Origin of the sequence: Roseateles sp. DAIF2 (assembly GCF_015624425.1) — a bacterium.
Classification (GTDB): Bacteria; Pseudomonadota; Gammaproteobacteria; order Burkholderiales; family Burkholderiaceae_C; genus Kinneretia.
Window position 1 is genome coordinate 3,636,355 of the sequence record NZ_CP049919.1, and the last position, 26,983, is coordinate 3,663,337.

General features: G+C 69.4%; 21 protein-coding genes and 2 tRNA genes. 5 read left to right on the plus strand and 18 right to left on the minus strand.

Annotation, left to right across the window (positions count from 1 at the left end; all coding sequences use genetic code 11):
- Nucleotides 1-183: 183 nt before the first annotated feature.
- Nucleotides 184-2,001 (plus strand): M4 family metallopeptidase, encoded by a 1,818-nt coding sequence (locus G8A07_RS16840; protein ID WP_195793179.1) that lies wholly within the window; start codon nucleotides 184-186, stop codon nucleotides 1,999-2,001.
- A gap of 118 nt (nucleotides 2,002-2,119) precedes the next feature.
- Nucleotides 2,120-3,682 (plus strand): M20/M25/M40 family metallo-hydrolase, encoded by a 1,563-nt coding sequence (locus tag G8A07_RS16845; RefSeq protein WP_249937026.1) that lies wholly within the window; start codon nucleotides 2,120-2,122, stop codon nucleotides 3,680-3,682.
- 28 nt (nucleotides 3,683-3,710) lie between these two features.
- On the opposite strand, the gene dut is transcribed toward G8A07_RS16845, so the two are convergent.
- From dut to G8A07_RS16900, 11 genes are all read right to left on the minus strand, one after another.
- Nucleotides 3,711-4,169, minus strand: coding sequence for a dUTP diphosphatase (dut, locus tag G8A07_RS16850; protein ID WP_195793181.1), 459 nt, complete (start codon nucleotides 4,167-4,169; stop codon nucleotides 3,711-3,713).
- Complete coding sequence (coaBC, locus tag G8A07_RS16855) at nucleotides 4,166-5,407, minus strand: bifunctional phosphopantothenoylcysteine decarboxylase/phosphopantothenate--cysteine ligase CoaBC (protein ID WP_195793182.1); 1,242 nt, start codon at nucleotides 5,405-5,407, stop codon at nucleotides 4,166-4,168. The genes dut and coaBC overlap by 4 nt, the downstream gene beginning before the upstream one ends.
- Nucleotides 5,408-5,435: 28 nt before the next feature.
- A complete protein-coding gene (trmB, locus tag G8A07_RS16860; protein ID WP_195793183.1) occupies nucleotides 5,436-6,131 on the minus strand; it encodes a tRNA (guanosine(46)-N7)-methyltransferase TrmB in 696 nt (231 codons plus the stop codon).
- A 37-nt stretch (nucleotides 6,132-6,168) separates the two neighbouring features.
- Entirely contained in the window at nucleotides 6,169-7,488 is a 1,320-nt protein-coding gene (gene deoA / locus G8A07_RS16865) for a thymidine phosphorylase (protein WP_195793184.1), read from the minus strand.
- Between the two features lie 11 nt (nucleotides 7,489-7,499).
- Nucleotides 7,500-8,267, minus strand: coding sequence for a deoxyribose-phosphate aldolase (gene deoC / locus G8A07_RS16870; protein WP_195793185.1), 768 nt, complete (start codon nucleotides 8,265-8,267; stop codon nucleotides 7,500-7,502).
- A 67-nt stretch (nucleotides 8,268-8,334) separates the two neighbouring features.
- A complete protein-coding gene (locus G8A07_RS16875) occupies nucleotides 8,335-9,180 on the minus strand; it encodes a purine-nucleoside phosphorylase (RefSeq protein ID WP_195793186.1) in 846 nt (281 codons plus the stop codon).
- Between the two features lie 19 nt (nucleotides 9,181-9,199).
- Nucleotides 9,200-9,622 carry a cytidine deaminase gene (gene cdd, locus G8A07_RS16880; RefSeq protein ID WP_195793187.1) on the minus strand — a complete coding sequence of 141 codons (423 nt, stop codon included), beginning with the start codon at nucleotides 9,620-9,622 and terminating at the stop codon, nucleotides 9,200-9,202.
- 1 nt (nucleotide 9,623) lies between these two features.
- On the minus strand, nucleotides 9,624-10,598 hold the full coding sequence (locus G8A07_RS16885) for an ABC transporter permease (RefSeq protein ID WP_195793188.1): 975 nt from the start codon (nucleotides 10,596-10,598) through the stop codon (nucleotides 9,624-9,626).
- Between the two features lie 3 nt (nucleotides 10,599-10,601).
- The gene (locus G8A07_RS16890; RefSeq protein ID WP_195793189.1) at nucleotides 10,602-11,711 is read right to left on the minus strand and encodes an ABC transporter permease; all 1,110 of its coding nucleotides are present in this window, start codon (nucleotides 11,709-11,711) and stop codon (nucleotides 10,602-10,604) included.
- A 7-nt stretch (nucleotides 11,712-11,718) separates the two neighbouring features.
- Complete coding sequence (locus tag G8A07_RS16895; RefSeq protein ID WP_249937027.1) at nucleotides 11,719-13,278, minus strand: ABC transporter ATP-binding protein; 1,560 nt, start codon at nucleotides 13,276-13,278, stop codon at nucleotides 11,719-11,721.
- Between the two features lie 28 nt (nucleotides 13,279-13,306).
- Nucleotides 13,307-14,296, minus strand: a complete 990-nt coding sequence (locus tag G8A07_RS16900; RefSeq protein WP_195793190.1) for a BMP family protein — start codon at nucleotides 14,294-14,296, stop codon at nucleotides 13,307-13,309.
- A gap of 488 nt (nucleotides 14,297-14,784) precedes the next feature.
- On the opposite strand from G8A07_RS16900, the gene G8A07_RS16905 reads away from it, so the two are divergent.
- Complete coding sequence (locus tag G8A07_RS16905) at nucleotides 14,785-15,252, plus strand: DUF4148 domain-containing protein (protein WP_195793191.1); 468 nt, start codon at nucleotides 14,785-14,787, stop codon at nucleotides 15,250-15,252.
- A 164-nt stretch (nucleotides 15,253-15,416) separates the two neighbouring features.
- Here the strand turns inward: G8A07_RS16905 and G8A07_RS16910 are convergent, their stop codons facing one another.
- The 7 genes from G8A07_RS16910 to G8A07_RS16940 all read right to left on the minus strand — a co-directional run bounded on the left by G8A07_RS16910 (nucleotide 15,417) and on the right by G8A07_RS16940 (nucleotide 24,975).
- Entirely contained in the window at nucleotides 15,417-16,271 is an 855-nt protein-coding gene (locus G8A07_RS16910) for a hypothetical protein (protein WP_195793192.1), read from the minus strand.
- Between the two features lie 99 nt (nucleotides 16,272-16,370).
- Complete coding sequence (locus tag G8A07_RS16915; protein WP_195793193.1) at nucleotides 16,371-16,592, minus strand: hypothetical protein; 222 nt, start codon at nucleotides 16,590-16,592, stop codon at nucleotides 16,371-16,373.
- A 44-nt stretch (nucleotides 16,593-16,636) separates the two neighbouring features.
- Nucleotides 16,637-16,713 (minus strand) — tRNA-Arg (locus G8A07_RS16920).
- Nucleotides 16,714-16,779: 66 nt separating this feature from the next.
- Nucleotides 16,780-18,777: an OPT family oligopeptide transporter gene (locus tag G8A07_RS16925; protein WP_195793194.1), complete on the minus strand. Its 1,998-nt coding sequence runs from the start codon at nucleotides 18,775-18,777 to the stop codon at nucleotides 16,780-16,782.
- A gap of 112 nt (nucleotides 18,778-18,889) precedes the next feature.
- Nucleotides 18,890-18,966: transfer RNA gene (locus G8A07_RS16930), tRNA-Pro, on the minus strand.
- Nucleotides 18,967-19,012: 46 nt separating this feature from the next.
- Nucleotides 19,013-22,306: an exodeoxyribonuclease V subunit beta gene (locus tag G8A07_RS16935; RefSeq protein ID WP_249937028.1), complete on the minus strand. Its 3,294-nt coding sequence runs from the start codon at nucleotides 22,304-22,306 to the stop codon at nucleotides 19,013-19,015.
- On the minus strand, nucleotides 22,303-24,975 hold the full coding sequence (locus G8A07_RS16940; RefSeq protein ID WP_195793195.1) for a PD-(D/E)XK nuclease family protein: 2,673 nt from the start codon (nucleotides 24,973-24,975) through the stop codon (nucleotides 22,303-22,305). The genes G8A07_RS16935 and G8A07_RS16940 overlap by 4 nt, the downstream gene beginning before the upstream one ends.
- 155 nt (nucleotides 24,976-25,130) lie before the next feature.
- Here G8A07_RS16940 and trxA point away from each other — a divergent pair, with 155 nt between their 5' ends.
- Nucleotides 25,131-25,460: a thioredoxin TrxA gene (trxA, locus tag G8A07_RS16945; protein WP_195793196.1), complete on the plus strand. Its 330-nt coding sequence runs from the start codon at nucleotides 25,131-25,133 to the stop codon at nucleotides 25,458-25,460.
- A gap of 250 nt (nucleotides 25,461-25,710) precedes the next feature.
- Nucleotides 25,711-26,973 carry a transcription termination factor Rho gene (gene rho, locus G8A07_RS16950; RefSeq protein WP_195793197.1) on the plus strand — a complete coding sequence of 421 codons (1,263 nt, stop codon included), beginning with the start codon at nucleotides 25,711-25,713 and terminating at the stop codon, nucleotides 26,971-26,973.
- Nucleotides 26,974-26,983: the final 10 nt, after the last annotated feature.

Below are 26,983 nucleotides of genomic sequence, written 5' to 3' on the forward strand. Positions count from 1 at the left end.
ATCATGCAGAGAGAACAGCAACGCCGTCACAGGCGCGCCCCTGGCGTGGCCGGTCGCGTTGAAGGCTACAGCCGGATCGCCACCGCGGGCCGGCTGCAGGGAGTGCCGGCCTTGCCTCTCACACGGATGAGGCCGGATTTTGTCGGGGTATCCCTCGCATATCCATCGAAAGAGCCACTATCCATGAACTCGAAACTGCAATGCGCCCTACGCCTGACCTTGCTTGCTTTCGTCAGCGGCGCGAGCTGCCAGGCCATGGCTGCTGATCGCGTGAATCTTGACGACCCGCAGCAGGCCGCGGCACGCGCCCTGCTGACCCCCAACGCGGCCGCCTCCGGTGCCGCGGCCCTGGGCCTGACGGCCGATGAGCTCAAGCCCCTGCGCAGCCAGAAGTTCCCCAATGGCCGGGTCGTGACCCGGCATCAGCAGTACTACCAGGGCGTGCCCATCTGGGGCGAGGGGGTGGTGGAAAGCCGCACGGGCGACACCGGTCCTTCGCACTTCAGCGGCAGCCTGCTGGCCAATGTGAACCAGGATCTGGCCAGCACCAGCCCCAGCCTGAGCCAGCACAGCGCCTTGTCGCGGGCCAAGGGCCTGGCCAAGGCCATCGCCACCAGCAATGACCAGGCCAAGCTCTATGTGCGGCTCAACGAGCAGGGCAAGGCCCAGCTCTTCTATCTGGTGTCCTTCCTGATCGAAGGCGGCTCGGAGCCCAGCCGTCCGCACTTCATGATCGATGCCAACAGCGGCGCGGTGCTGCAGCGCTGGGAGGGTCTGAACCATCGCGATGCCACCGGCCCTGGCGGCAATACCAAGATCGGCCGCTACGACTACGGCACCCAGTACCCGGCCCTGCAGGTGACCGACGACTGCCAGATGAACAGCGGCAATGTCATCACGGTCAATCTGAACGGCGGCACCAGCGGCAGCACCCCCTACAAGTTCACCTGCCCGCGCAACGAGTACAAGCTGACCAATGGCGCCTACTCGCCGCTCAACGACGCGCATTTCTTCGGCAATGTGGTCTTCAATATGTACCGGGACTGGCTGGGCCTGCGCCCGCTCACCAACACCCTGTACATGAAGGTGCATTACGGCAGCAACTATGAAAACGCCTTCTGGGACGGCCAGGCCATGAGCTTTGGCGACGGCGGGTCGCGCTTCCATCCGCTGGTCTCGCTGGATGTGTCGGCCCACGAGGTCAGCCATGGCTTCACCGAGCAGAACTCGGGCCTGGTCTACTCCGGCCAGTCGGGCGGCATCAACGAGGCCTTCTCCGACATGGCCGGCGAAGCGGCCGAGTTCTATGCCCGCGGCAGCAATGACTGGCTGGTGGGGGCCGACATCTTCAAGGCCACCGGCGCCCTGCGCTACTTTGCCGATCCCACGCGCGACGGCCGCTCCATCGGCCATGCCTCCAACTACAGCGCCGGCATGGACGTGCACTACTCCAGCGGCGTGTACAACAAGGCCTTCCATCTACTGGCCACCAGCAGCGGCTGGACCACGCGCAAGGCCTTCGAGGTGATGGCCGATGCCAATCGCCTCTACTGGACGGCCAGCAGCACCTTCAACCAGGCCGCCTGCGGGGTCGAGAAGGCGGCGGGCGACCGCGGCTACACGGTGGCCGACGTGACCCGGGCCTTCGCCGCGGTGGGCGTGAGCTGCAGCGGCACCACGCCGCCGCCGGTGTCGGTGGTGCTGAGCAACGGCGTGCGCGTGACGGGCATCACCCTGGCGCGGGGGGCGACCAAGCTCTACAGCATCGCCGTGCCCGCCGGCCGCCCGAGCCTGAGATTCACCCTCTCGGGCGGCACGGGCGATGGCGACATCTATGTGAAGCGCGGCGAGGCGCCCACCACCTCGTCCTACGACCAGCGCTCCATCGGCAATACCAATGCCGAGACCATCACCATCTCCGCCCCTGTGGCCGGCACCTACTACCTGCTGCTGAGCGCCTACAGCGCCGTGAACGCGACCAGCCTGGTCGCCAACCACTGAGCCCCACCCAGTGAACCGGTGCAAGGGGCCTGCCCCTTGCACATATCAATCCGGGCGCGAGCGGCCGAGCTCGCTCGCGCCTCATCACATCTTCTGGAGAAACTCCATGCGACAACTGATGACGCGCCTCGCCCTCTGCGCGGGCCTGGCCCTGTTCGGCAGCCCGGCCCTGGCGGGCGAGAAGGTCTGGATCAGCCTGGGCGACGCGGCCCTGGGGCTGCTGAAGAAGCACAGCGCCAGCAGCCAGCCGGTGGCGAGCGCCAAGGCACTCCTGCCGCCCCAGCAGCTCGGCACCAACCAGATCGCCGCGACCGAGGAAAACATCCACCTGATCGAGGTGGATATGGACCTGCTGGGGGCGCTGAGTCACTCGGTGCATGAGGAGCTGCGCCGCTGCGGCGGCTATATGTACCACGCCAGCAAGGCCGCCGGCCTGGCCACCCTGAAGCGCCACAGCGAACCCGCGCTGCGCCCGGCGCTGGCCTCCACCGTGCCCAGCTATGTGATCGACCAGCAGGCCACGGTGACGCCCCTGCTGAGCCAGATGCAGGCCAGCAACATCGGCCAGACCATCGTGGACCTCTCCGGCTTCACCAACCGCTACTACACCAGCAACGCCGGCGTGAATGCCTCGAACTGGCTCAAGCAGCGCTGGACCACCCTGGCGGCCGGACGCCCCCACATCAGCGTCAGCCAGTTCAGCCATCCCAACTGGCCGCAGAAGTCCGTCATCGCCACCATCCAGGGCAGCGACAACGCCGCCGAGCATGTGGTGATGGGCGCCCATCTGGATTCCATCCACAAGGCCGGCACCAACGAGAGCACCATCGCCCCGGGCGCCGATGACGACGCCTCCGGCGTGGCCAGCCTCAGCGAGGTGCTGCGCGTGCTGGCCGCCAGCAACTACCAGCCGCGCCGCACCATCAAGCTGATGGCCTATGCAGCCGAGGAAGTGGGCCTGCGCGGCTCGCAGGAAATTGCCCGCAGCTTTGCTGCCAGCAACACCAATGTGGTGGGCGTGCTGCAGCTGGACATGACCAACTACAAGGGCGCGGCCAACGACATCTACATCTTCACCGACTACACCGACGCCGGCCAGAACCAGTTCCTCACGCGCCTGATCCAGACCTATCTGCCCAGCCTGAGGATCGGCACCGACCGCTGCGGCTATGCCTGCTCCGACCATGCCTCCTGGACCGCCCAGGGCTATGCGGCCAGCATGCCGTTCGAGGCCTCATTCAGCGCCAGCAATCCGCACATCCACACCAGCAACGACACCTATGCCAACAGCGGCAACCAGGCCGAACATGCGCTCAAGTTCTCCCGCATGGCACTGGCCTACGCGGTGGAGCTGGGCAGCGACGGCCCCGGCGTGCCGCCGGTCGACAAGACCGAAACCTTCAACGGCAGCCTCAGCCTGAACCAGACGCGCAGCTTCGGCCCGTTCAAGGCGGCGGCCGGCAGCAGCTTCAAGGCCAGCACCACCGGCAGCGGCGACATCGATCTGTATGCGCGGCGCGGCGCCACGCCCAGCACCAGCCTGTACGACTGCAAGTCCGACGGCCCCAGCGCCGCCGAGACCTGCACCCTCAGCATCACGGCCAATGGCGATGTCTACGTGCTCTTGAAGGGCTATAGCGCGGGCAGCTACCAGCTCACGGTGACCTACCGGCCGCAGTAGCCGGTGACGACGGGCTTGGCCGAGCTTGTCAGGCCTTGCCCGTCGAGCCGAAACCGCCCTCGCCGCGCGCCGAGGCGTCCTCGAAGGACTCGACGCGGCGGAACGCCGCCTGCACCACCGGCACCAGCACCAGCTGGGCGATGCGCTCCATCGGCTCGATCACGAAGGTGGTGCTGCCGCGGTTCCAGCAGCTGACCATCAGCTGGCCCTGGTAGTCCGAGTCGATCAGCCCGACCAGATTGCCCAGCACGATGCCATGCTTGTGACCCAGGCCCGAGCGCGGCAGGATCAGCGCCGCCATGCCGGGGTCGTTGATATGGATCGCGAGACCCGTGGGGATCAGGGTGGTCTGGCCGGGCTCCAAGGTGACGGCCGCGTCCAGGCAGGCGCGCAGGTCCAGGCCGGCGGCGCCGGGGGTCGCATAGGCGGGCAGTTGCTCGGCCATGCGGGTATCGAGCACTTTCAGGTCGACGAGGGTCGTGGTCATGGGGTCGTTGTCTTCTTGGTGATGCGTGCGGCGATCTCGCGCACCAGTTCGCGCGCGAGGCTCAGCTTGTCGCCGTTCGGGATGGCGCGCTCGCCCTTGGCATCGACCAGCAGCAGCGCGTTGTCGTCGCGGCCGAAGGTGGCCGGCCCCAGATTGCCGACGATCAGCGGCACGCCCTTCTTGGCGAGCTTGGCGCGCGCATGCTGGGCCAGGTCCTGGCTCTCGGCCGCGAAGCCGACGCAGAAGGTCTTGCTCTGGTCCACCGCGGCCGCGACGGCGGCCAGGATGTCGGGGTTCTCGGTCAGCTCGAACAGCGGCGCGGCCTTCTGGCCATCCTGCTTCTTGATCTTGTGCTCGTTCATCTGCGCCGGCCGCCAGTCGGCCACCGCCGCGGTGGCGACGACGATGTCCTGCGCGGCGGCCTGGGGCAGCACCGCGTCATACATCTGCTGCGCGGTCTGCACATCGATGCGGCGCTGCACGCCGCGCGGCGTCGGCAGATGCACCGGGCCGGCCACCAGGGTCACCTGGGCACCGGCCTCGGCCGCGGCGCGCGCGATTGAAAAACCCATCTTGCCGCTGGACAGATTGGTGATGCCGCGCACCGGGTCGATCGGCTCGAAGGTCGGGCCGGCGGTGATCAGGACTTTCTTGCCGGCCAGGAGCTTGGGCTGGAAGAAGGCGATCAGCTCGTCGCGCAGCTCGGCGGCCTCCAGCATGCGGCCGTCGCCAAACTCGCCGCAGGCCTGGTCGCCATTGCCGGGCCCCAGCACGAAGGCGCCGTCGGCGCGGATCTGCGCCACATTGCGCTGCGTCGCCGGATGGGCCCACATCTCGCGGTTCATCGCCGGGGCGACCAGCAGCGGGCAACTTTGTGCAGGCCGCGCCAGCGCCGTCAGGCTCAGCAGCTCGTCCGCCCTGCCCTGCGCCAGCTTGGCGATGAAGTCGGCGCTGGCCGGCGCGACGAGCATCACGTCGGCCGCGCGCGTGGCGTTGATATGCGCCATGTTGTTGGGCTCGCGCGCATCCCACTGGCTCAAGAGCACCGGGCGGTTCGAGAGCGCCTGCATCGTCACCGGCGTGATGAACTGCGTCGCCGCCTCGCTCATCATCACCTGCACCGTGGCGCCGGACTTGATCAGGAGGCGCGTCAGCTCGGCGACCTTGTAGCAGGCGATGCCGCCCGAGAGGCCCAGCAGCACATGCTTGCCGGCGAGTTGTGTGATCGATTCGCTCATGGAGCGCGACTCTATCAGCGGGGTGGCTTCAGCGTTTGCGGAACACCAGATCCCAGACGCCGTGCCCCAGCTTGAGGCCGCGGTTTTCGAACTTGGTCAGCGGCCGGTAGGCCGGCTTCTCGGCATAGCCGGCCGCACTGTTTTCCAGCTGCGCCTCGGCCGACAGCACCTCCAGCATCTGCTGGGCATAGGGCTCCCAGTCGGTGGCGCAATGCAGATAGCCGCCGGGCTGGATATGCTTGACCAGCTTGGCGACAAACTCGGGCTGGATCAGGCGGCGCTTGTTGTGCTTTTTCTTGTGCCAGGGATCAGGGAAGTAGATGTGCACGCCGGCGAGCGAGCCGGGCGCCACCATCTGCTCCAGCACCTCGACCGCGTCATGCTGGAAGATGCGGATGTTCGAAATCTGCTGCTCGTCGATCAGCTTCAGCAGCGCGCCGACGCCGGGCTCATGCACCTCGCAGCCGATGAAGTCATGGTCAGGCAGGGTCCTGGCGATCTGCGCGGTGGCGCCGCCCATGCCGAAGCCGATCTCCAGCACCAGCGGGGCCTGGCGGCCGAACACCGCCTGCGGGTCCAGGGTCTTGCCGGGCTCGAAGGGCAGCACGAAACGCGGCCCCAGCTCGGCCAGGGCCTTGATCTGGCCCGTGCCCATGCGGCCGGCGCGCACGACGAAGCTTTTGATGGTGCGGCGCGGAGGTTGCTGCTCGGGCGTGTCGGACATGAGACTGGGAGATCGGTTCTGGAATGGGGCCGGAATTTTATTCGACCCGCGCCGCCACCAGCGGCTGCGCGGTCCAGGCCACCTCGGCCGGGCCGATGTCGCAGGCGGCCAGCAGGGTCGCGACGGCGCGCTCCGCGTCGACCTCGCTGCCCGCATGCACCCAGGCCAGCGGCTCGCCGGCCTGCAGCTCGTCGCCCAGCTGGCGCATGCCCGAGAGGCCCACGCGCATGTCGATCGCGTCGCCGGCCTGGCGGCGCCCGCCGCCCATCTCGACCACGGCCAGGCCGATCTCGCGCGTGCGCATCGCCAGCAGCCGGCCGGCGCGCGGCGCCGGCACCGCGCGCAGCACCGGCGCCTCCGGCAGATAAACGTGGGGCCGTTCCAGCAGGTCGGCCGGGCCGCCCAGGCCCGCCACCATGCGCGCGAACTTCTCGGCCGCCGCGCCGCTGTCCAGCGCCCGCTGCAGCTTGGCGCGCGCCTCGGCCGCGTCGGCCGCCAAACCGCCCAGCAGCAGCATCTCGGAGGCGAGCGCCAGGGTCACCTCGTGCAGGCGCGGCTCGCGTTCGCCCTTGCCCGTCAGATAGGCGATGGTCTCCTGCACCTCCAGTGCATTGCCGACCTCGCGGCCCAGCACCTGGTTCATGTCGGTGATCAGCGCGCGGGTCGGCATGCCCGCACCCTTCGCCACCGCGACGATGCTCTCGGCCAGCTCCTGGGCCATCGCGGGCGAATCGGCGAAGGCGCCGTTGCCCCACTTCACGTCCATCGCCAGGCCCTGCAGGCCGGCGGCCAGCTTCTTGGACAGGATGGAGGCGGTGATCAGCGGCACGCTCTCGACCGTCGCGGTGATGTCGCGCACCGCGTAGAAGCGCTTGTCGGCCGGGGCCAGGTCGGCCGTCTGGCCGATGATGGCGCAGCCCAGCTCGCGCACCAGGCGGTCGAACTCGGCCGGCGCCGGATTGCTGCGGTAGCCGGGAATGGCTTCGAGCTTGTCCACCGTGCCGCCGGTATGGCCCAGGCCGCGGCCGGCGATCATCGGCACATAGCCGCCGCAGGCCGCCACCAGCGGCGCCAGCATCAGGCTGACCTTGTCGCCGACGCCGCCGCTGGAATGCTTGTCCAGCACCGGCCCCGGCATGTCGGGCCAGCTCAGCACGCGGCCGGAATGCATCATCGCGCGGGTCAGCGCCACGCATTCCGCGCGGCCCATGCCGCGCCAGAACACCGCCATGCCGAGCGCGGCCACCTGGCCCTCGCTCCAGCTGCCGTCCACCAGGCCGCGCACCAGCGCCTGGATCTGCGGCTCGGACAGGGCCGCACCGTCGCGCTTGGCGCGGATGATTTCCTGGGCCAGCATGGGACGCGCCCTCAGTAAGCGGCGGGCGTGGTGGCCACCGGGGCCTGGCCGGACAGCTGGGCCAGGATGTCGTTCAGCAGGCCGCTGGCGCCGAAGCGCAGGCGCTGCGGCGTCAGCGCCGCCGCGCCCAGCTCGGCCGCGGCCAGTTGCAGATAGACCTGGGCCTCGGCCACCGTGCGGATGCCGCCGCTGGCCTTGAAGCCCGCATGCGGCAGGCCGCTGGCCTTGATCTCGTGCAGCATCGCGGCGGCCGCGGCCGGCGTGGCCGAGACCCGGGTCTTGCCGGTGCTGGTCTTGACGAAGTCCGCGCCGGCCATCAGGGACAGGCGGGTCGCTTCCTTGATCGCCTCGGGATCGGCCAGCTCGCCGCTCTCGATGATGACCTTCAGGGTCAGCGGCCGGCTGGCATGGCGCACCTCGGCCAGGAATTCGGCCACCTCGGCCTGCTGGCCCTGCAGCAGCGCCTTGTAGGGCAGCACCACGTCAACCTCGTCGCCGCCGGCCTGGGCGATCGCCGCCACATCGGCCAGCGCGCGCGGCAGGTCCAGTGCGCCCTCGGGGAAATCGGCCACCGCCGCGACCTGGATCGCAGCCGGCAGCGCGGCGCGCGCCTGCGCGACGAAGCGCGGCCAGACGCAGACCGCGGCGACGTTACCGAACGGCGTCTGCGCCTTCGCGCACAGCGCCGCGATATCGGCCTCGGTGTCGGCGTCGTTCAGGCTGGTCAGGTCCAGGCAGGCCAGGGCCTGGCGGGCCGCCGCTTGCAGCTCGGCGCTCATTGGGTAACCTCCGTGCTGCGCACTGCGGTGCGAGCTCCCTTCGGGGCGGCCGTGCGGGAGCTCATGCTCAAGCGCGCAGCGAAGGCAGCTCGGCCAGGCCGGCCACGACCTGGGCCAGGAAGGCCGCGGCGCGCTCGCCCGAGGCCGCGGCCTGCTGCAGGGTCAGCGCATGGGTCAGGGCCTCGGCCGAGAGGCCGGCGGCCATGTTCGTCATCAGCGCCAGGCCCATCACCCGCAGGCCGGCATGGCGGGCCAGGATGGTCTCGGGCACGGTGCTCATGCCGACCGCGTCGGCGCCCCAGGCGGCGAACATGCGGATTTCGGCCGGGGTCTCGAACTGCGGGCCCAGGGCCCAGCAGTAGACGCCCTCGCCGACGATCTGGTTGCTGGCCTTGGCGATCTTCTTGGCGGTGTCGCGCAGCTCGGCGTCGTAGGCGGCGCTCATGTCGACGAAGCGCTCGCTGCCGGGCTCGCCGACCAGGGGCGAGCGCTGCGGCGCATTGATATGGTCGCTGATCAGCATCAGGCTGCCCGGCGGCATGTGCGCGCGCAAGCTACCCGAGGCATTGGTCTGCAGCAGCACCTTGACGCCCCAGCGCTTGAGGCTGCGCAGCGCGCCGGCCATGCCGGTGCAATCGCCGCTCTCGTAGGTATGGGCGCGGCCGCGCAGCATCACGACGCGCTGCGCGCCGATCTGGCCGACGACGATCTCGTTGACATGGCCCTCGACCTTAGGCTGCGGGAAGGCCGGCAGCTCGGTATAGGGCAGCTGCTGCGCGCCGGCCACATGGCTGACCGCGCCGGACCAGCCGGAGCCCAGCACCACCGCCACCTCGGGCGCGGCACCGAACTGGGCCTTCAGCTTCTCCACGGTCGCGTCGATGCGCGGGTTCAGGCTCTGGTGATCGATCATCGTTGGTCTCCCACGGGACTCAGGGTGTTGTTGTCGTCAGATGTTCGGGGCCGAAGCTGAAGGGCAGCAACTGCTCCAGGGTCCATTGCTGGCGGATGCCGCCGGGGTCGGCCGCGAGGATCAGCAGCTCGGGGCCGGCGAACTCGCGCAGCTTCTGGCGGCAGCCGCCGCAGGGCGTGATGATGTCCGGCCCGGGGCCGCTGACCAGCACCGCGGTGGCACGCTGGCCGCCGGCCATGCGCATCGCCGCCAGCGCCGTGGCCTCGGCGCACCAGCCCTGCGGATAGGCGGCGTTTTCCATATTCGCGCCGACATGGATGCGGCCCTGCTCGTCCAGCACCGCGGCGCCGACGGCGTAGCGCGAATACGGGGAGTAGGAGTGAGAGCGCGCCTGCAGCGAGGCGGCCAGCAGGCGCTGGCGCAGGTCGTCGGTCAACAGCATCTCAGCGTTCCTTCACGTAGGGACGGCCCAGCGCCTTGGGCGCCATCGCCTGGCCGATGAAGCCGGCCAGCAGGATCACGGTCAGGATATAGGGCAAGGCCTGGATCAGCTGCACCGGCACCGCGCCGCCGCCCAGGGCGGCCGGCAGCGCCACACCCTGCAAGCGTATCGCCACCGCATCCAGGAAACCGAAGAGCAGACAGGCCAGCAGGGTCGGCACCGGCTTCCACTTGCCGAAGATCATCGCGGCCAGCGCGATGAAGCCGCGGCCCGCGGTCATGTTGGGGCTGAAGTTGGCGTTCTGCGCCAGGGTCAGGTAGCTGCCGGCCAGGCCGCACAGCAGGCCGTTCATCATCAGCGCGGCATAGCGCAGGCGCGGGACCGACACGCCGGCAGCATCGACCATCGCCGGGTTCTCGCCGACCGCGCGCAGGCGCAGGCCCGGCTTGGTGTGCTCCAGGAAGAACCAGACCGCGGCCACCAGGAAGAAGGCCAGGTAGACCAGGGCGTTGTGGCTCAGGAAACCATGGCCGATCACCGAACCGAACCAGCTGCCGGCCACCGGCTCGGCATAGGCGCTCGACAGGCCGGTCAGGCGCACGTCCGGGCCGACCGGCGGAGTCTGGCCGCCCTGCGCGAACCAGGCGATGCCCAGCACCACGGTCAGGCCGGCGGCCACCATGTTCAGCGCCACGCCGGTGATCACCTGGTCGCCCTTGTGGCTGACGCAGGCAAAGCCATGCAGCAGCGAGAGCGCGCAGGCCACCCCGATCGCCGCGCCCAGGCCCAGCCAGGTATTGCCGGCCGCGCTGGCCGCCGCGGCGGCCGCGAAGGCGGCGAACAGCATCTTGCCCTCCAGGCCGATGTCGATCACGCCGGCACGCTCGGAGATCAGGCCCGCCAGTGCGCACAGCAGCAGCGGGGTCGTGACCCGCAGGGTCGAGGCCAGCACGGAGCCGATCAGCAGTTCATCCATGGCTCAGGCCTCCTTCGCGCGGGCGAACATCTTGTACAGGCGCCCGAACAGCGGCGCGCTGACCATCGCCATCGCGCCGGCGAACAGCACGATCAGCCCCTGCACCGTCACCACCATCTCGCGGCTGAAGCCCGGGATCTCGAAGGCCACCTCGACGCCACCCTGGTAAAGCACGCCGAACAGCAGCGAGGCCAGCGCGATGCCGACCGGGTGGTTGCGCCCCATCAGCGACACCGCGATGCCGGTGAAGCCGGCGCCGGCGACGAAGTCCAGGGTCAGCTTGCCCTGCACGCCGGAGATCTCGTTGATGCCCACCATGCCGGCCAGCGCGCCGGACAGGCCCATCGCCACCAGCACCTGCATGCGCGGCTTGATGCCGGCGTAATGCGCCGCCTTGGGCGCGCTGCCGACCGCGCGCAGCACATAGCCGGCGCGGCTCTTCCACAGGAACCACCAGACGAAGACGCAGGCCGCCAGCGCCAGCAGGAGGCTCAGGTTGACCGGCGAGCTGGGCAGCTCGAAGCCCAGCTGGGCGGCGATCTGGTGCAGGGCCGGCATGCGCGCGCTGTCGGCGAACTCGGCGCTCTCGACCGCCATGCTGCCCTTCGGGCGCAGCAGGTTGACCAGCAGATAGACGTTCAGGCTGGCCGCCAGGAAGTTGAACATGATCGTCGTGATCACGATGTGGCTGCCGCGCCAGGCCTGCAGATAGGCGGGAATGGCGGCCCAGGCCATGCCGAACAGCGCGGCCGACAGCACCAGCACGGGCAGCATCAGCCAGCCGGGCAGCAGCGGGCTCAGGGCCAGCGCCACGAGGCCGACACCGACGCCGCCCAGCGTCGCCTGGCCCTCGCCACCGATATTGAACAGGCCGCCATGGAAGGCCACCGCGACCGCCAGGCCGGTGAAGATGAAGGTGGTGGTGTAGTAGAGCGTGTAGCCCAGGCCGCGCGCGCTGCCCAGGGCGCCGTTCAGCAGCACCGTCAGCGCCTGGGCCGGGCTCTGCCCGATCACCAGTACGACGAGGCCCGCCACCGCGAGCGCCACGCAGAGATTCCACAGCGGCAGGAGGCCGATGTCCATCCAGCGCGGCAATTGAACCGGTTGACTCATGAAATTCTCAATCCGCCTGGGCGGCCATCAGGAGGCCCAGGCTCTTCTCGTCACATTGATCGATCGGCAGCTCGCCGGTGATGCGGCCGGCATTCATCACCAGGACGCGATCGGCCAGCGCCAGGATCTCGTCCAGCTCGGAGCTGACCAGCAGCACCGCGCAGCCGGCGTCGCGCAACTCGCGCAGCTGGCGGTGGATGAATTCGATCGCGCCGATGTCGACGCCGCGGGTCGGCTGACCCACCAGCAGCACCGCCGGCGCCTGGCCGATCTCGCGCGCCAGGATCAGCTTCTGCTGGTTGCCGCCGGAGAACTTGGACGAGCCCAGCTCCGCGTTGCGCGGGCGCACGTCGAAGCGCTCCATCATCGCGGCGGTCTGGGCGCGCATATGGCCCTGGTCCATCGACAGGCCGCCCGGGCCGGCGCGGTACTGCGCCTGCTCGTGGTAGCCCAGCGCGGCGGTCTCCCAGGCCGGGAAGCTCAGCACCATGCCGCAGCTGTGGCGGTCCTCCGGCACATGGGCCAGCTTCAGCGCGCGCGCCTGGCGCGGCTCCAGCCAGCCGCGGGCCTCGAAGACCCGCCCGCCCAGGCTCAGGCGGCCGGCATCCGGCGCGCGCATGCCCGACAGCAGCTCCAGCAGCTCGCTCTGGCCATTGCCCGAGACGCCAGCCACGCCGACGATCTCGCCGGCATGCAGGCTCAGGCTGACATCCTTCAGCAGGGCCACGCCCTGCTCGCTGGTCAGGCGCAGGCCGCTGACGGCCAGGCGCTCCTCGCGGGCCGTGACTGTCGCGGTGGCGGCGCGGCCCAGGTTCACCTTGCGTCCGACCATGGCCTCGGCCAGGTCCTCGGGGCTGGTGTCGCCGATTGCGCTGGTCTTGATCACCTGGCCGGCGCGCATCACGGTGACCGTATCGCACAGCGCCATCACTTCCTTGAGCTTGTGCGTGATCAGGATGATGGTGGTGCCCAGCTCGCGCAGGCGACGCAGGGTCTCGAACAGCGCCTGCGTCTCCTGCGGGGTCAGCACCGCGGTGGGCTCGTCCAGGATCAGGATCTTGGCGCCGCGGTACAGGGCCTTCAGGATCTCCAGGCGCTGCAGCTCGCCGACCGGCAGGTCGCCGACCAGCTCGTCCAGCCGCACCTGCAGGCCGGTGTCGCGCATCAGCGTTTCCAGCCGGGCGCGCACCTCGCGCTTGGCGCGGGCCAGGAAGAAGGCCGGCTCGGCGCCCAGCATCACGTTGTCCAGGCAGGACAGGGTGTCGACCAGCATGAAATGCTGGTGCACCATGCCGATGCCCAGCGCGATCGCCTGATGCGAATTGGCGATCGTCGCCGGACGGCCGTTCACCTCGATCTGGCCGGCATCCGCCTGGTAGTAGCCATAGAGGATGGCCATCAGGGTGCTCTTGCCGGCGCCGTTCTCGCCGACCAGGCCATGCACCGTGCCCGGCGCCACATCCAGCTCGACGCCGCGGTTGGCCTGCACCGCGCCGAAGCGCTTGCTGATGCCGCGCAGGCGCACAGCAGGCGGCATTGCGGAAGGCACCGCAGTGCCGCTGCTCATCTCAGACATCAGACTACGCGTGCCTTGCTCAGTACTTGCAGGCGTTGTCGGCCATGTAGTCGGCCACCTTGATCTTGCCGGCGATGATGTCGGCCTTGTAGGCATCGACCTTGGCCTTCAGCGGCGCGCTGACCAGCTTGGCGTTGTGCTGGTCCAGCGCGTAGTCGACACCGCCCTCCTTCAGGCCCAGCACCGACACGCCCGGCTTGAATTCCTTCAGCACGTTGTAGACCGCGACGTCGACGCGCTTGACCATCGAGCTCAGCATCGTGCCGGGCTGCAGGTGGTTCTGGTTGCTATCCACGCCGATCGCCAGCTTGCCTGCGTCCTTGGCCGCCTGGTAGACGCCCGTGCCGGTGCCGCCGGCGGCCGCGAACACGACGTCCACGCCCTTGGCGAACTGCGCCTTGGCCAGTTCGCCGCCGCGGGTCGGATCGTTCCAGGCCGAGGCCGTGGTGCCGGTCATATTGCTCGTCACCTCGGCCTTGGCATTGGCGGCCTTGGCGCCCTGCTCGTAGCCGCACTGGAACTTGCGGATCAGCGGGATGTCCATGCCACCGATGAAGCCGACCTTGCCGGTCTTGCTGCTCAGCGTGGCCATCGCGCCGACCAGGAAGCTGCCCTCATGCTCCTTGAACACGACCGACTGCACATTGGGCAGGCTCACCACGCTATCGATGATGGCGAACTGCACCTTGGGGAATTCCTTGGCCACCTGGGTCAGCGCCGAGGACTGGGCGAAGCCGATCGAGATGATCGGATTGGCGCCGCGCTCGGCCATGCGGCGGATCGCCTGCACGCGCTGGGTGTCGTTGCTGATCTCGAACTCGAGATAGGTCTTGCCGGTTTCCTGCTTCCAGCGCTCGACGCCGCGGTAGGCGGCCTCGTTGAAGGATTTGTCGAACTTGCCGCCCATGTCGAAGATCACGGCCGGGGCCGCCAGGGCCGGCGCGCCGGCGAAGGACAGCGTGGCGACCAGCGCGGCGCTGGCGAGCGAAGAGAAAGCAGCAAATTTCATTGCGTACCCATCAAGGCTGTTGAAGAGGCTCTGCGCCCGGTCCGTGCGCGGTCTTCGCGGCTGCGCCGGAGGGCCGGTGCGGGTTGCGAAAACCCGATCGCCGGGCACAGGAGCGCGATTGTAAGGAGGCGCAGTGTACTGGACGGCTAAGGAAAACGCTAAACGTTTGCGCCCCAGTGTTCATGCGTTTGCGCAAAAACCGCAAGCCCCGCGGCGGGAGCGTTTGCGAGTACCTCGCCCATGACCTTGCGCAGGGGTCGCGGCATGCGGCCCGGTCCACCCTCACCGTGCCTCCTGTCCGGCTGGACCGCCTCCCATCCCGACACCTCGATCATGCCGAAATCAGCAACAGTGCATTGAAATTGCGCTCGTTTTTCTTTGATTCGCGAAGTTTCACAGTAGCGGCCATGGACAACGCAACAGCCGGTCGGTCAAGCAGACGGACGGCGCCGCGAACTCCGCAACCCCAACCGCAAGGAAACGACATCATGAGCAAGAAGCTGACCCTCATCGCCCTGTCCCTGATCGCCTCCGGTGCCGCCATGGCCCAGGGCCTGAGCCGCGAGCAGGTGGCCGCCGAGCTGCAAGCCGCCCGCGCCAGCGGCCAGCTGCAGCTGCTAAACAGCGAGAACCCCGACGCCGCCGGCCGCGGCCAGATCGCCGCGAGCGGCAAGGCCTCCGCCCTGAGCCGCGCCACGGTGCTGAACGAGCTGCAGCACGCCCGCGCCAGCGGCGAGTTGGCCCGCGTCGACAGCGAGAGCTACGGCCCGAGCGTGGCTCCGGTGGCTTCCACCAAGACCCGCGCCGAGGTGATGGCCGAACTGCAGCGCGCCCGCGCCTCGGGCGAGATCGAGGCCATCAACGGCGAGCGCTCCGAGCATGCGCAACTGGCCGCACTGAAGGCCCATCAGCAGCCCGCCCAGGTCCTGGCCGGCCAGCCGGCAACGGCCCAGTAACAAGCCGCAGCACGACAGCACTTCTCCTTGGCGCCCCGAGCGGCGCCCTTCAAGCCTGACCCAGTCAGCTTCGCCTGGCTGAGCGGGTGTGACCCGACGGCCAGGCTTCGCCCGACGACCTCCCGGCCGTCGGGCTTTTTTGCACCCGAGCCCGCGCCGACACCTCAGGCGGGCAGCACCTCGAGCTGCCCACCGCGCCAGACGAACAGTTCGGCACTCAGTCCATAGGGAGCGGTTTCCGCGATCTGGGCCGCCATGTCGCGCAGGCTCGTAATCGCCTCGGCATCTTCGCTGCCACAGACCAGCAGATCGTCGCGGGCCGCGATGGCAAAGACTGGCTCACCCCGCAGCTCCAGCATCCCTCGCCATGCATCGAACAACAGGATCATGCTGGCGTCATAACAACCATCCAGGCGTATGCCATAGCGACCATTGCCGCCCTGGACCCGCAGATCCGGCAACTTGGCCGCCAGGTTGTCCAAGGCCGCGGCATGTAGCGCCTCAAGACTCAAGCCTTCACGCTGCAGGCGCGCGGGAGCGACGAAGCTCATCGAATCGGGCAAATCCTCGACATAGGTCAGCACGAGATGAGCACCAAAAGGGACCGCCAGCGAACGCTGCTCTTGCGGCGCATCAACCTGGTCGAGCTGGGCCTGGGTCGCACGCAACCACGCGGCGCTCTTAAGCACGGGCAGGAAGCATCCGCTGGCGCCGCCATTGGCCAAGGCGGTCTGCAGCTTGCGGGCCTCGCTGAGCTGCACCTCGAACAGCGAGCGCGGGGCAGCGGGATCCTGCAGATAGCGCGCATACCAGTTACCCATGAACTGGTGATGCTGCAAGCCATCCGCCTCCTCCCATTGCACGCGGCAGTCTGCGGCCGTCGTGCCCAGCTCGACCTGCACGGTCGCCAGGGGCAACGCCTCGCCCAGGAAAGCCGCATAGGCCTGCGTGTACTCCTGAGCATCCAGCAGGCGGGGCGCTTCGGCGCGGCGACCAAACAGCTTCCTCAACAACGACATGGGCAATGACCTTCGGCTTGAACGGAGCGCGCAATGTACTCGCCCTCGGCTCCAAGCATCAGACCCGGAGCAGCAGCCCGGTGCGCAGACCGACCGCGCTCAGCCCTTGACCGTCACCTTCACCGCGCCGCGGCGCACCGCGTCGCCGAACAGCGTCAGCCAGCGCTTGCCGTCCTCGCGCACATTGGTGGCGATGCCCTTGGCCTCCAGCGAGGCCTGCACTTCCTCGGACACCACCTTGCCGCCCGGCATCTGCGGGATGAACCACAGATTGGCCATTTCCTCGGCGGTCAGTTCAACGCTGGTCTGTTCGGTCGTCATGGTCGATGTCGCTGGCTTGTTTGTTCGTTCGCTTGGTCAAGACTTGGCCTGCCCGGAGGGACTCGAACCCCCGACCTATTGCTTAGAAGGCAATTGCTCTATCCAGTTGAGCTACGGGCAGACGGATGAATTGGCGAACCAAACAAGAACCCGAAATTGTGCCTGAGGATCGAGACGGTTCAGGCGATCAGATCAACACATTGACCAGCGCGTTGCCGATGCCCATCAGCGCGGCGCCGGAGATCAGGCCGGCGCAGACCGGCTCGGCGCCCTCGACCCAGATGCGGCGCTTGATGTCGCCGGCGGGCTTGCCCTTGTGGCGCAGGCCCATCACCCAGAACAGCAGCGCGCCCAGGAACATCGCCAGCACCGATTCCGGCGGCAGCACGACGCCCAGGCCGATCGACACCGCCGACAGCGGGAAGCGGCCCTTGGTGAAGATCTTGATCAGCTCGATCGCCGCCGCGGCCACCGCGGCCACCGCCATCGCGATCAGGGCCGAGGCCGGCAGGCCCTGCACCCCCTTGGCGATCAGCTCGGCCACGCCCTTCCATTGCACGGCCGAGGGCATCGAGAACTGCTCGGACAGGATGGTCGCGGTGCTGCGCAGGCCGTTCGCGTCGGCCGGCAGGAACAGCAGGAAGTACAGCGGCACGCAGGCCAGCACGCCGGCGAAGATGCCGATCACATGGCCGACCGCCTGGTGGCGCGGCTTGCCTCCCAGCATGTAGCCGGGCTTGATGTCGGACAGCAGATTGGCCGCATTGGAGGCGATCTCGCCGGTCATCCCGGCGGGCAGCAGATTGCTGGCCGGGTTCGTACGGTCAATCGCGCCCATCGTGAACTGGGTGATCTTGGACATCGCGCCGATCGGCGTCCAGGAGGTCAGCGCCATCGAGTTGGTGCAGATGATGGTCAGCACGAAGATCAGCGGCAGCGAGATCAGGGCCAACCCCATCGAGACGCCGAAGAAATGGTGCGTGACCCAGGCACCCAGCACGCTGAACACCGGCACGCCGACATAGGACACCCACAGCGGCACCTCGATCTGGGCCAGCAGATCCGGGCCGCGCGCGGCCTTGTCCCCATTCTTGCTGCCACGCAGCGACTTGAAAGTGTTGGTGAACAGCTCGGGCTTGGCAGCCAGACTGACCAGGGAGCCGACCACCATCATCGTCACGCCCCACCACATCGACCATTGGTTGACGATCTCGGCGCGCGAGATCGGCACCACCGCGCCATTCGGCGCAACGCGCTGCACGATGTCGCCGGCCTGGATCATCAGCGGCGCCAGGATCGCGAAGTTGATGAAGCTGCCCAGCAGGCAGCTGGTCGCGATCGCGATGCCCATCAGCCCGCCGACGCCCAGCATCGCCGCGTCCAGGGTGAAGCGCAGGCCCAGCGCGCGGAAGTCGGTGCCCAGGATCTTCGGGATCCACAGCTCGGCCTTCACCGCGGCCTGGTAGTAGTAGGTATCCAGGCGCTCGTGGATCACCCAGGGCTCCTTCAGGCCGGCCCATTGGTCCAGGCGCAGGATCTTGAACTGGATCAGCTTCATCCAGCCGTCGCTGACCAGGGCCTGATAGAAACCGGTGCCCAGCGCGGTGATGCCCAGCAGGCGCGCCTTGAACATGCCGTCGCCGGCCGCGCCGCTGTAGAGCGAATCCAGCACCACGCCGCTGGCGCGCCCCTCCGGGAAGGGCAGTTGGTCCTCGTTGATGAAACGGCGCTTCATCGGGAAGGCCACCAGCACGCCGAGGATGGAGATCACCACCATCCAGATCATCATCTGCCACCAGGGGATCACGCGCTCGGTGATCAGCATGTAGGCGGCCAGCGAGGAGGTCAGCGGCGACACCACATAGCCGGCCGCGGTGGCGATCGACTGGGTGCAGTTGTTCTCCAGGATCGTGTAGTCCGAGGCCAGGCCGCTGCTCGCGATGATGCGAAACAGCGCGAAGGCCAGGATCACCGAGGTCAGGCCCACGCCGATCGTGATGCCGGTCTTGGCCGCGATATAGAGGGCGGTGGCGGCCAGGATGCCGCCGAGCAGAAAACCGGTCAGCGCCGCGCGCAGGGTGAGCTGCGGCATGTCGCCCCGGAACACGTTCTTGAACCACCACTCGTCCTTCTGAGTGCGGGTCCAGCTCCGGATCTGCTCGTCGGTCAGCTGCTGAATGGCCATGGTGAGGGTCCTGTTTGTCTCGCCGGGCCGGCCTCGTGAGCCGGCTTCTTTCTCATTCAAAACGAAAAAACCCGCCGCAGCATGGTCGCTGTGGCGGGTCTCTCGTGTTTCATGGTCGGGGCGGCGGGATTCGAACTCGCGACCCTCTGCTCCCAAAGCAGATGCGCTACCAGGCTGCGCTACGCCCCGACTGAGCCTCACATTGTAGCCTGTGTTTTGGGCTCCTCGGAAAAACTCATTCGGTGCAGTCGATCAACCGCCCCTGGCCGGTGATGAAGGCGGTGCGCACCGCCTCGCCCGGCTGCAGCGCCTGCACCGCGGCGCGGTAGCGGCGCAGCTGCCCGATGTACTCGGGCAGCTGCTGCGGCGCCGGGTTGAGCTTGTAGTCCAGCACCCACCAGACCGGCCGCCCTTCTTCATCGGGGCGGCAGACCAGCCGGTCCAGACGCAAGTCCTGACCCTGCCAGTGCAGCGCCACCTCGTTGCCGGCCCAGCTCAGGCCCTGCGCCTCGAAAAAGGGCGCGCAGTCGCGGCTCGCCAGGATCGCGCCGGCGCTGCGCGTCAGGCGCTCGCTGCGCTTGGCATCCAGCCCGTACATCTGGCTCGCCGCCGCCAGCAGCCGCTCCAGCGGCTGGGCCGCGCCCGCCGGGCCGCTGACCCATTCCAGCACCCGGTGCAGCGCCTCGCCCAGCGCCGCGCTATCGTCCACCACCTCGGGCCCCTGCCCCACCGGCGCGGCCTGCTGCTCCGGCGGCCGCGGCGACGCCGGCGGCAGTTCCAGCAAGTGAAAGCCCGCGGCCGCCTGCGCCGCGCCGGCCGCCAGCTCGGGCACCGCCAGCGCCGCGGCCAGTGGCTGCAGCCGGCTCCACCAGGTCGCGGCGGCGGGCCGGCGCTTGGCCAGGGTGCGGCTCAGCACCAGGCGCGAGCGCGCCCGCGTCATCGCCACATACAGCGCATTCAGCTCCTCGCGCTGGCGCTGCTCGCGCTCATCCTCCAGCAGCGCCTGCAGCGAGGCCGGTGGCCGGCTTTCCGAGGCCAGGAAGGCCACGGTCGCCGGCGCCTCCTCCTGCACCGGCCAGGCGATCGCCAGACTGCTGCTCTCGGCCCGCGCCGGCCCGGCCTCGCAGTCCATCAGGAACACCACCTTGGCCTCCAGACCCTTGGCGCCATGCACGGTCAGCAGCTGCACCGCCTCGGGCTCGGCCGGCGCCGTCAGGTTCAGCGCGCGGCTCTTCAGCGCGCGCACAAAGCCGTACAGCCCCGCATAACGCCCGCCGTCCAGGTCCAGCGCCAGCGCCAGCAGCGCATCGACCGCATGCAGCCGCCCGATCCGCTCGCTGACCGGCACCGCGGCGGCCAGCCGCGCCTGCAGCTCGCCCTCGTGCACGATCGCGTCCAGCAGGTCATGCGGGCTGCGCTGCGCCGCCAGGCCCGACCAGCGCGCCAGCAGCTCGCGCGCGCGCAGCAGGGCCGGCGACAGCGCCTCGGCCGGGCATTCCATCAGCGCGGCCCACCAGGACCAGCGCTCCGCCGGCCGCTCCACCCCCAGCCAGTCGGCGCTGCCGGAGCGCTCGGCCAGCAGCAGCAGGTCCGCCTCGTCGGCGCCCAACAGCGGGCTGCGCAGCGCATGGGCCAGCGACAGGTTGTTCCCGGGCGAGGCCAGCACGTCCAGCAGGGCCAGCAGATCGCGCACATCGGGCGATTCCAGCAGCAGCTGATCCTCCGGCGCCACATGGGGCAGGCCCTGCGCCTTCAGCAGCTGGGCCAGCACGCGCAGGCCCTCGCGCTTGCGCGCCAGCACGAAGATCTCGCCCGGCAAGACCTGACCCTCGGCCAGCAGCGCGGCGATGCAGGCGGCGATGCGCTGCGCCTCGGCGGCGCGGCGGTGCAGCTCGGGCTCATGCCGCGCGCGGCTCAGGCTGGGGCGCCAGGCGCCCTCCTCGGCTTCGACCGCGCCCTCCTCGGCCGCCTCCTCGCCCGCGCCGCCATCCTCGATGAAGAACACGCCCTCCAGCGGCGAGGCCGCGCCGGACGATTCGGTCGTGTGCGGACGAAAGCCGCTGTACTCCTGCGCGCGGCTGGCCATATCGAAGGCCGCATTGACCGCGGCCAGCACCGGCGGCGCATTGCGGCGCGTGTGGTCGCAGGCCAGCAGCACGCCGTCCAGCCCCGCGCGCACGAAGTCGCGCGCCGCGGCGAACACGCGCGGCTCGGCACGCCGGAAGCGGTAGATGCTCTGCTTGGGGTCGCCGACGATGAAGACCGCCGGCGGGCGCTGGCCGCTGGCGCCGCCACCCGCGCCGACATAGGCCGCCAGCCAGGCATGCAGCGCATGCCATTGCAGCGGGCTGGTGTCCTGGAACTCGTCGATCAGCAGATGCCGGATCTGGCTGTCCAGCCGCTCCTGCACCCAGCCGGCCAGCACCGGATCGGACAGCAGGGCCAGCGCGCCGCGCTCCAGGTCGTTCATGTCGACCAGGCCGCGTTCGCGCTTGAGCGCCTCGAACTCGGCCAGCAGGCACAGGGCCAACCCGCTCATCTGGCGATGCCAGCGCGCGGCCTGGCGCTGCTCCAGCGCGGCCTGGATGCGGGCCAGCTCGTCGCAGGCCGCCAGTAGCGCGGGCGCCTCGCCCAGGTTCTTGCGCGGCGTGCCCTTGTCGGTGAACAGCGCGGCCCAGACCGCGTCGAGCGCCGGCTCGTCGGCCAGCCGCAGCGCCTGCTCGATCTCGCCGGCCTTCTTCTTCGGCGTGGCGTTCTTGGCCTGGCCCAGCTCGATCGCCAGCGCCTGCAGCGCCGGCCGCAGCGCGGCGAAGGCCGCCAACGGATCAAAGGCGGCATCGGGCAGGCTGTCCAGCAGCCGGCCATGCGCCTGCGCCAGCCGGATCTCGACCCGCTTCGCGAAGGCCGCCTCGAGCCAGCTCTGTAGCCGGCTGCGGCCCTGGCTCAGCACCAGGTCCTGGTAGTCGGCCAGCAGCGCCGCATCGGCCAGCACCGCGGCATGGAAGCGCGCCATCAGCTCGGGCATCAGCTCGGCCTCGTCCTCCACCAGCTGCAGCTCGGGCGACAGACCCTGCGCCTCCAGCAGCTCCAGCGGCGCGGCGCGCAACAGCTGCGAAAACCAGGCGTGGAAGGTGCGGATCTCGACCAGGCGCCCACCCTGCAGCAGGCGCTGCTGCAGGCCGGCCAGCGCCGGCTCCAGCGCCTGCGCCTCCCTGGCCGGCAGGCCGCGCTGCACCAGGGCCTCGACACGCTGCGCCGCATCGCCGCGGGCGAACTCGTCCAGCCATTCGGACAGGCGCTCGCGCATCTCGCCGGCGGCCTTGCGGGTGAAGGTGATCGCGACGATCTCCTGCGGCTCGGCGCCCTCCAGCAGCGCGCGCAGGATGCGCGACACCAGCATCCAGGTCTTGCCCGCGCCGGCGCAGGCCTCCACCACCACGCTGCGCCGCGGATCGCAGGCCAGCGCATAAAAACGTTCGCGCGCCACCGGCGCACCATCCACCGTGTAGGCCGCCATCGCCTGGCTCATAGCGCCACCGTCTCCCAATCATCGCGCCGGCACAGGCCGCGCATCTCACAATAGGCGCAGGCCAAACCCTCACCCAGGGCCGGCAGCGGCGCGCCATCGGCCAGCGCCAGCAGGTCGCCGCGCAGTCCCTCTAGCAGCAGCGCCGCGCTGCGCTCCACCTCGGCATGCTCGACCGCCGCGATGCCCTTGGCATCGTCCAGGGCCAGGTATTGCGCGGCCAGCTCGCCGCGCTCCTCGTCGTCACGCATCAGCGCCGCGTAGACCGCCAGCTGCGTGTCCTCCAGCGGCTCGGCCACCTTGGCCTTCAGGCCGGCCAGGCTGCCGGTCTTGTAGTCGATCAGCCGCCGCGCCGCGGGCGCCTGGTCGACCCGATCTACTCGGTCGATACGGCCGCGCAGCAGCAGCGCGGCCAGGCGCGGCTCGGCCGCCCAGGGCCGCACCTCGCGCGCCAGCTCGCCGTCGGCATAGGCCACACCGGCCGCCTCCTGCTCGCGCAGCCAGTCCAGGTAGCGCGGCGCGAAGCGCGCAAAGCTGGCCGAGAAGGGCAGGAACTCGGCCGGCGCCAGGCCCAGCGTGCGCATCTGCGTCTCGGCCGCCCGCTGCAGGCGCTGCGCGTCCGGCATCGGCTGCTCGGGCGCCAGACGCTCCTGATGGAACTGGTGCAGCACCGCATGCAGCCAGGTGCCGTAGTCGCGCTTGTCGGCCTCGCCCTCCAGCTCCTCCTGCTCGCGCAGGCCCAGCAGCACGCGGCCAAAGAACTGGTAGGGGCAGCGCCGCAGCGCATCGACCGCGCTGGCGCTCAAGGCCGCCGGCAGGCGCCCGCCGACCTGGGCCGCGGCGCGCCCGCCGGCCTGGGCCACCACCGGTCGGGCCACGCGGGCATCCTGCCAGGCGGCCAGCGGCGGCAGGCCCGCGGCCTGCAGCGCCAGTGCCAGCCGCTCCAGCAAGGGGCTGGCGGACAGCGGCTCGCTGCCATGGCGGGTGCAGCGCAGCAGGGTCAGGGCCGGCGCACGCAGGGTCTGGGCGAACTGCCAGGCCAGCGCATGGCGCTTCTCCTCCTGCCCCGGCAGGCCCAGGCGCCGCGCCAGCGCATCGCCCAGCAGGGCCGGCCCCGGCGGCACCGGTCCCAGGCTGGCGGCATCGGCGCCGGGCAGCACGATCGCGCCGAAGGGCCGCAGCATCGCGCGCGCCAGCGGCGTGATCATCACCTGCACCGGGCCGCTGGCCGGCGGCACATATTGCGCGGCCTCCAGGGTGGCGTCGACCCAGGCGATGAAGTCGGCCTGGCTCAGCAGGGAGCGCTGCAGCACCGCCTCATGGGCCGAGTCCGGCCAGGGCTGGCGGCGCAGCCACAAGGCATCGAGCAGCTCCGGGCCGGCCGGCAGCTCTTCCAGCAGGGCCTGCAGGTTCAGACGCCGCAGCAGTACCTCGCGCAGGCGCTCCAGCCAGTCCGCCAGGCTCAGCGCGATGCCGGGCTGCAGCGGCGCCAGCACCTCCTGCGCCAGATGCCACAGCCGCGCGCTGGCGGGGGCCAGGCTGTCCGGCCGCAAGGCCTGCGGCCGCGACCAGCCGCGCGCGCGGCAGCGCGCTTCCAGCAGGGTCAGCGCGCCGTTGCCGCCGGCCCGCTCGCCCAGGCCCGCGGCCAGGCCGGTCTTCAGCCAGGCCAGCCATTCATCCAGCGAGGCTTCGCGGCGACTGGCGCGCAAGAGGGCCATCACCTGGGCGGCCGGCGGCGTCGTCGCCAGGGTCCAGCCGGTCTCGTCGGCGATCGAGATGCCGCGCCGCTCCAAGAGCGCACGCACGCGGCGCAGCAGCACCCGGTCCTGCGCGATCAGCGCCACCGGCGCGCGGCCCTGGCTCAGATGTTCCAGCACCGCGGCGGCGCTGCATTGCGCCAGGTTCTCGAAGTCGCGGCACAACGCCTGTTCCAGCCGGCCCGGCGGCGCGCCCGCGGCGAAGGCCGCGTCCAGTTCCAGATCGGCCGACAGACGCAGGCTCGGCACCTCCGCCTGCTCGGCCCGGGCCAGCAGGGCCTCGGCCAGCGGATCCGGCCCGCCGCATTGCAGATGGATCCAGGCGCTGGGGCGCAGCTCGAACAGCGCGTCGGTGGCCGGGCGGCGCGGATCGGCGGCGGCCCATTCCAGCGCCACCAGGGCCAGCGCCCGCTCCAGACCGCCGGGGCCGGGCTGCAGCTGCAGGGCCTCGCGGCCGGCATCCCAGAAGGCCGCGCGGGCATCCGGCGATCGTTGGGCACCGGCGCGGGCGAAGGCATGCGCCGCCTCGACCAGGCGCTGCAGCGCCTGCTCGAAGGCGCGCGGGTCGCGCTCGCGCAACGCCTGGGCCCAGCTCTGGCCTTGCAGCAGGCCGCGCGCGGCCAGCGCGTCGATCGCGGCGTCGAAGCTGATCTGCTGCGCCTGCGGCAGCGGGCTCGGGCCCAGGGCCGAGGCCAGGCTGACGGTGGTCTCGATGCGCGGCTGCCAGGGCAGGTTCAGCTGCATCCAGGCGCGCCGCGCCGGCGCCAGATGCTGGGCGAAGGGCAGCAGCAGCACCGCATCGCGCGAGGCCAGGCCCCGCTCGCGCAGCCAGGCGTCGACGGTGGCGGCCAGGCGCAGCCAGAAGTCGGCGCTGCCATGATCCTTGTCAAGTGGGAATTGGTGAATGCTGTGCACCGCGGCCGCCGTCAATGACGGACTTGGAATATGGGGGTCGGGCCCGATGTGGGTCTTCAGGACCCCGCTCCCTCGGGATTCGGGGCTTTATGTCAGAATGATTGTGCCCTGTCGCCGGCTTATTCCTCACAAGCCGGCCAGCCCAAGGACAAGCCATGAGCAGCGAACTGATCAAACATATTTCCGACGCGTCTTTCGAAGCCGACGTGATCCAGGCCGACAAGCCGGTCCTGGTGGACTACTGGGCCGACTGGTGCGGCCCCTGCAAGATGATCGCCCCGATCCTTGACGAAGTCTCGGCCACCTATCAGGAGAAGCTGCAGATCGCCAAGATGAACGTGGACGAGAACCGCGAAGTGCCGGCCAAGTACGGCATCCGCGGCATTCCGACCCTGATGCTGTTCAAGGGCGGCCAGCTCGCCGCCACCAAGGTGGGCGCACTCTCCAAAGCCCAGTTGACGGCCTTCCTGGACGCTAACCTATAATCTCCCTCACCTGCTCGCGGCTCTTGGGTTCCCGCCCGAGACCGCGAGCAGCAGACTGCCACCATGCCCGGCCCGGCTCACAGGGGTTTCGGCGCATGGACTCGGCGCCCAAGCTCCCGCCTTTTAGTTATGTTCTGGTCGCGCGCTGATCGATGACAGCCGTGCATCAGGGGCATCGGCAGCTTGCCGCCGAAGTGATGGTTCCCGACCCTTGGCAGGGTCTTGGACGCTACCCGAGGGTTTTGACCCCATGCATCTTTCCGAACTGAAAGCGCTTCACGTCTCCGCCCTGATCAAGATGGGCGAGGAGCTGGAGATCGACAACGTCGCCCGCCTGCGCAAGCAGGAGCTGATGTTCGCGATCATGAAAAAGCGCGCCAAGGCCGGCGAACAGGTCTTTGGTGACGGCGTGCTGGAAGTGCTGCCGGACGGCTTCGGCTTCCTGCGCTCGCCCGAAGCCAGCTACATGGCGTCGACCGACGACATCTATCTGAGCCCGAGCCAGATCCGCCGCTTCAACCTGCACACCGGCGACATGATCGAGGGCGAGGTGCGCGTGCCCAAGGACGGCGAGCGCTATTTCGCGCTCGTGAAGGTCGACCGCGTGAACGGCCTGACGCCCGAGGAGAGCAAGCACAAGATCATGTTCGAGAACCTGACGCCCTTGTTCCCCAAGGAGCAGTTCAAGCTCGAACGCGAGATCCGCAGCGAAGAGAACATCGTCGGGCGCATCATCGACCTGATCGCGCCGATCGGCAAAGGCCAGCGCGCCCTGCTGGTTGCCCAGCCGAAGACCGGCAAGACGATGATGATGCAGCAGCTCGCGCATGCCATCACCGCCAACCATCCCGAGGCGCACCTGATCGTGCTGCTGGTGGACGAGCGTCCGGAAGAAGTGACCGAGATGCTGCGCACCGTGCGCGGCGAGGTCATCAGCTCCACCTTCGACGAGCCGGCCGCCCGCCATGTGCAGGTGGCCGAGATGGTGATCGAGCGCGCCAAGCGCCTGGTCGAGCTGAAGAAGGACGTGGTGATCCTGCTGGACTCGATCACCCGCCTGGCCCGCGCCTACAACAACGTGCTGCCCAGCTCCGGCAAGGTGCTGACCGGCGGTGTCGACGCCAATGCGCTGCAGCGCCCCAAGCGCTTCTTCGGCGCGGCGCGCAATGTCGAGGAAGGCGGCTCGCTGACCATCATCGGCACCGCGCTGATCGACACCGGCTCGCGCATGGACGAGGTGATCTACGAGGAGTTCAAGGGCACCGGCAACTGCGAAATCCATCTGGATCGCCGCATGGCCGAGAAGCGCGTCTACCCCTCGATCCTGATCAACAAGTCCGGCACCCGCCGCGAGGAGCTGCTGCTCAAGCCCGAGATCCTGCAAAAGAGCTGGATCCTGCGCAAGCTGCTCTACAACATGGACGAGATCGAGGCGATGGAGTTCATCCTCGACAAGATGAAGGCCAGCAAGAACAACCACGACTTCTTCGACATGATGAGGCGCGGTGGGTGAGTCGGGACCG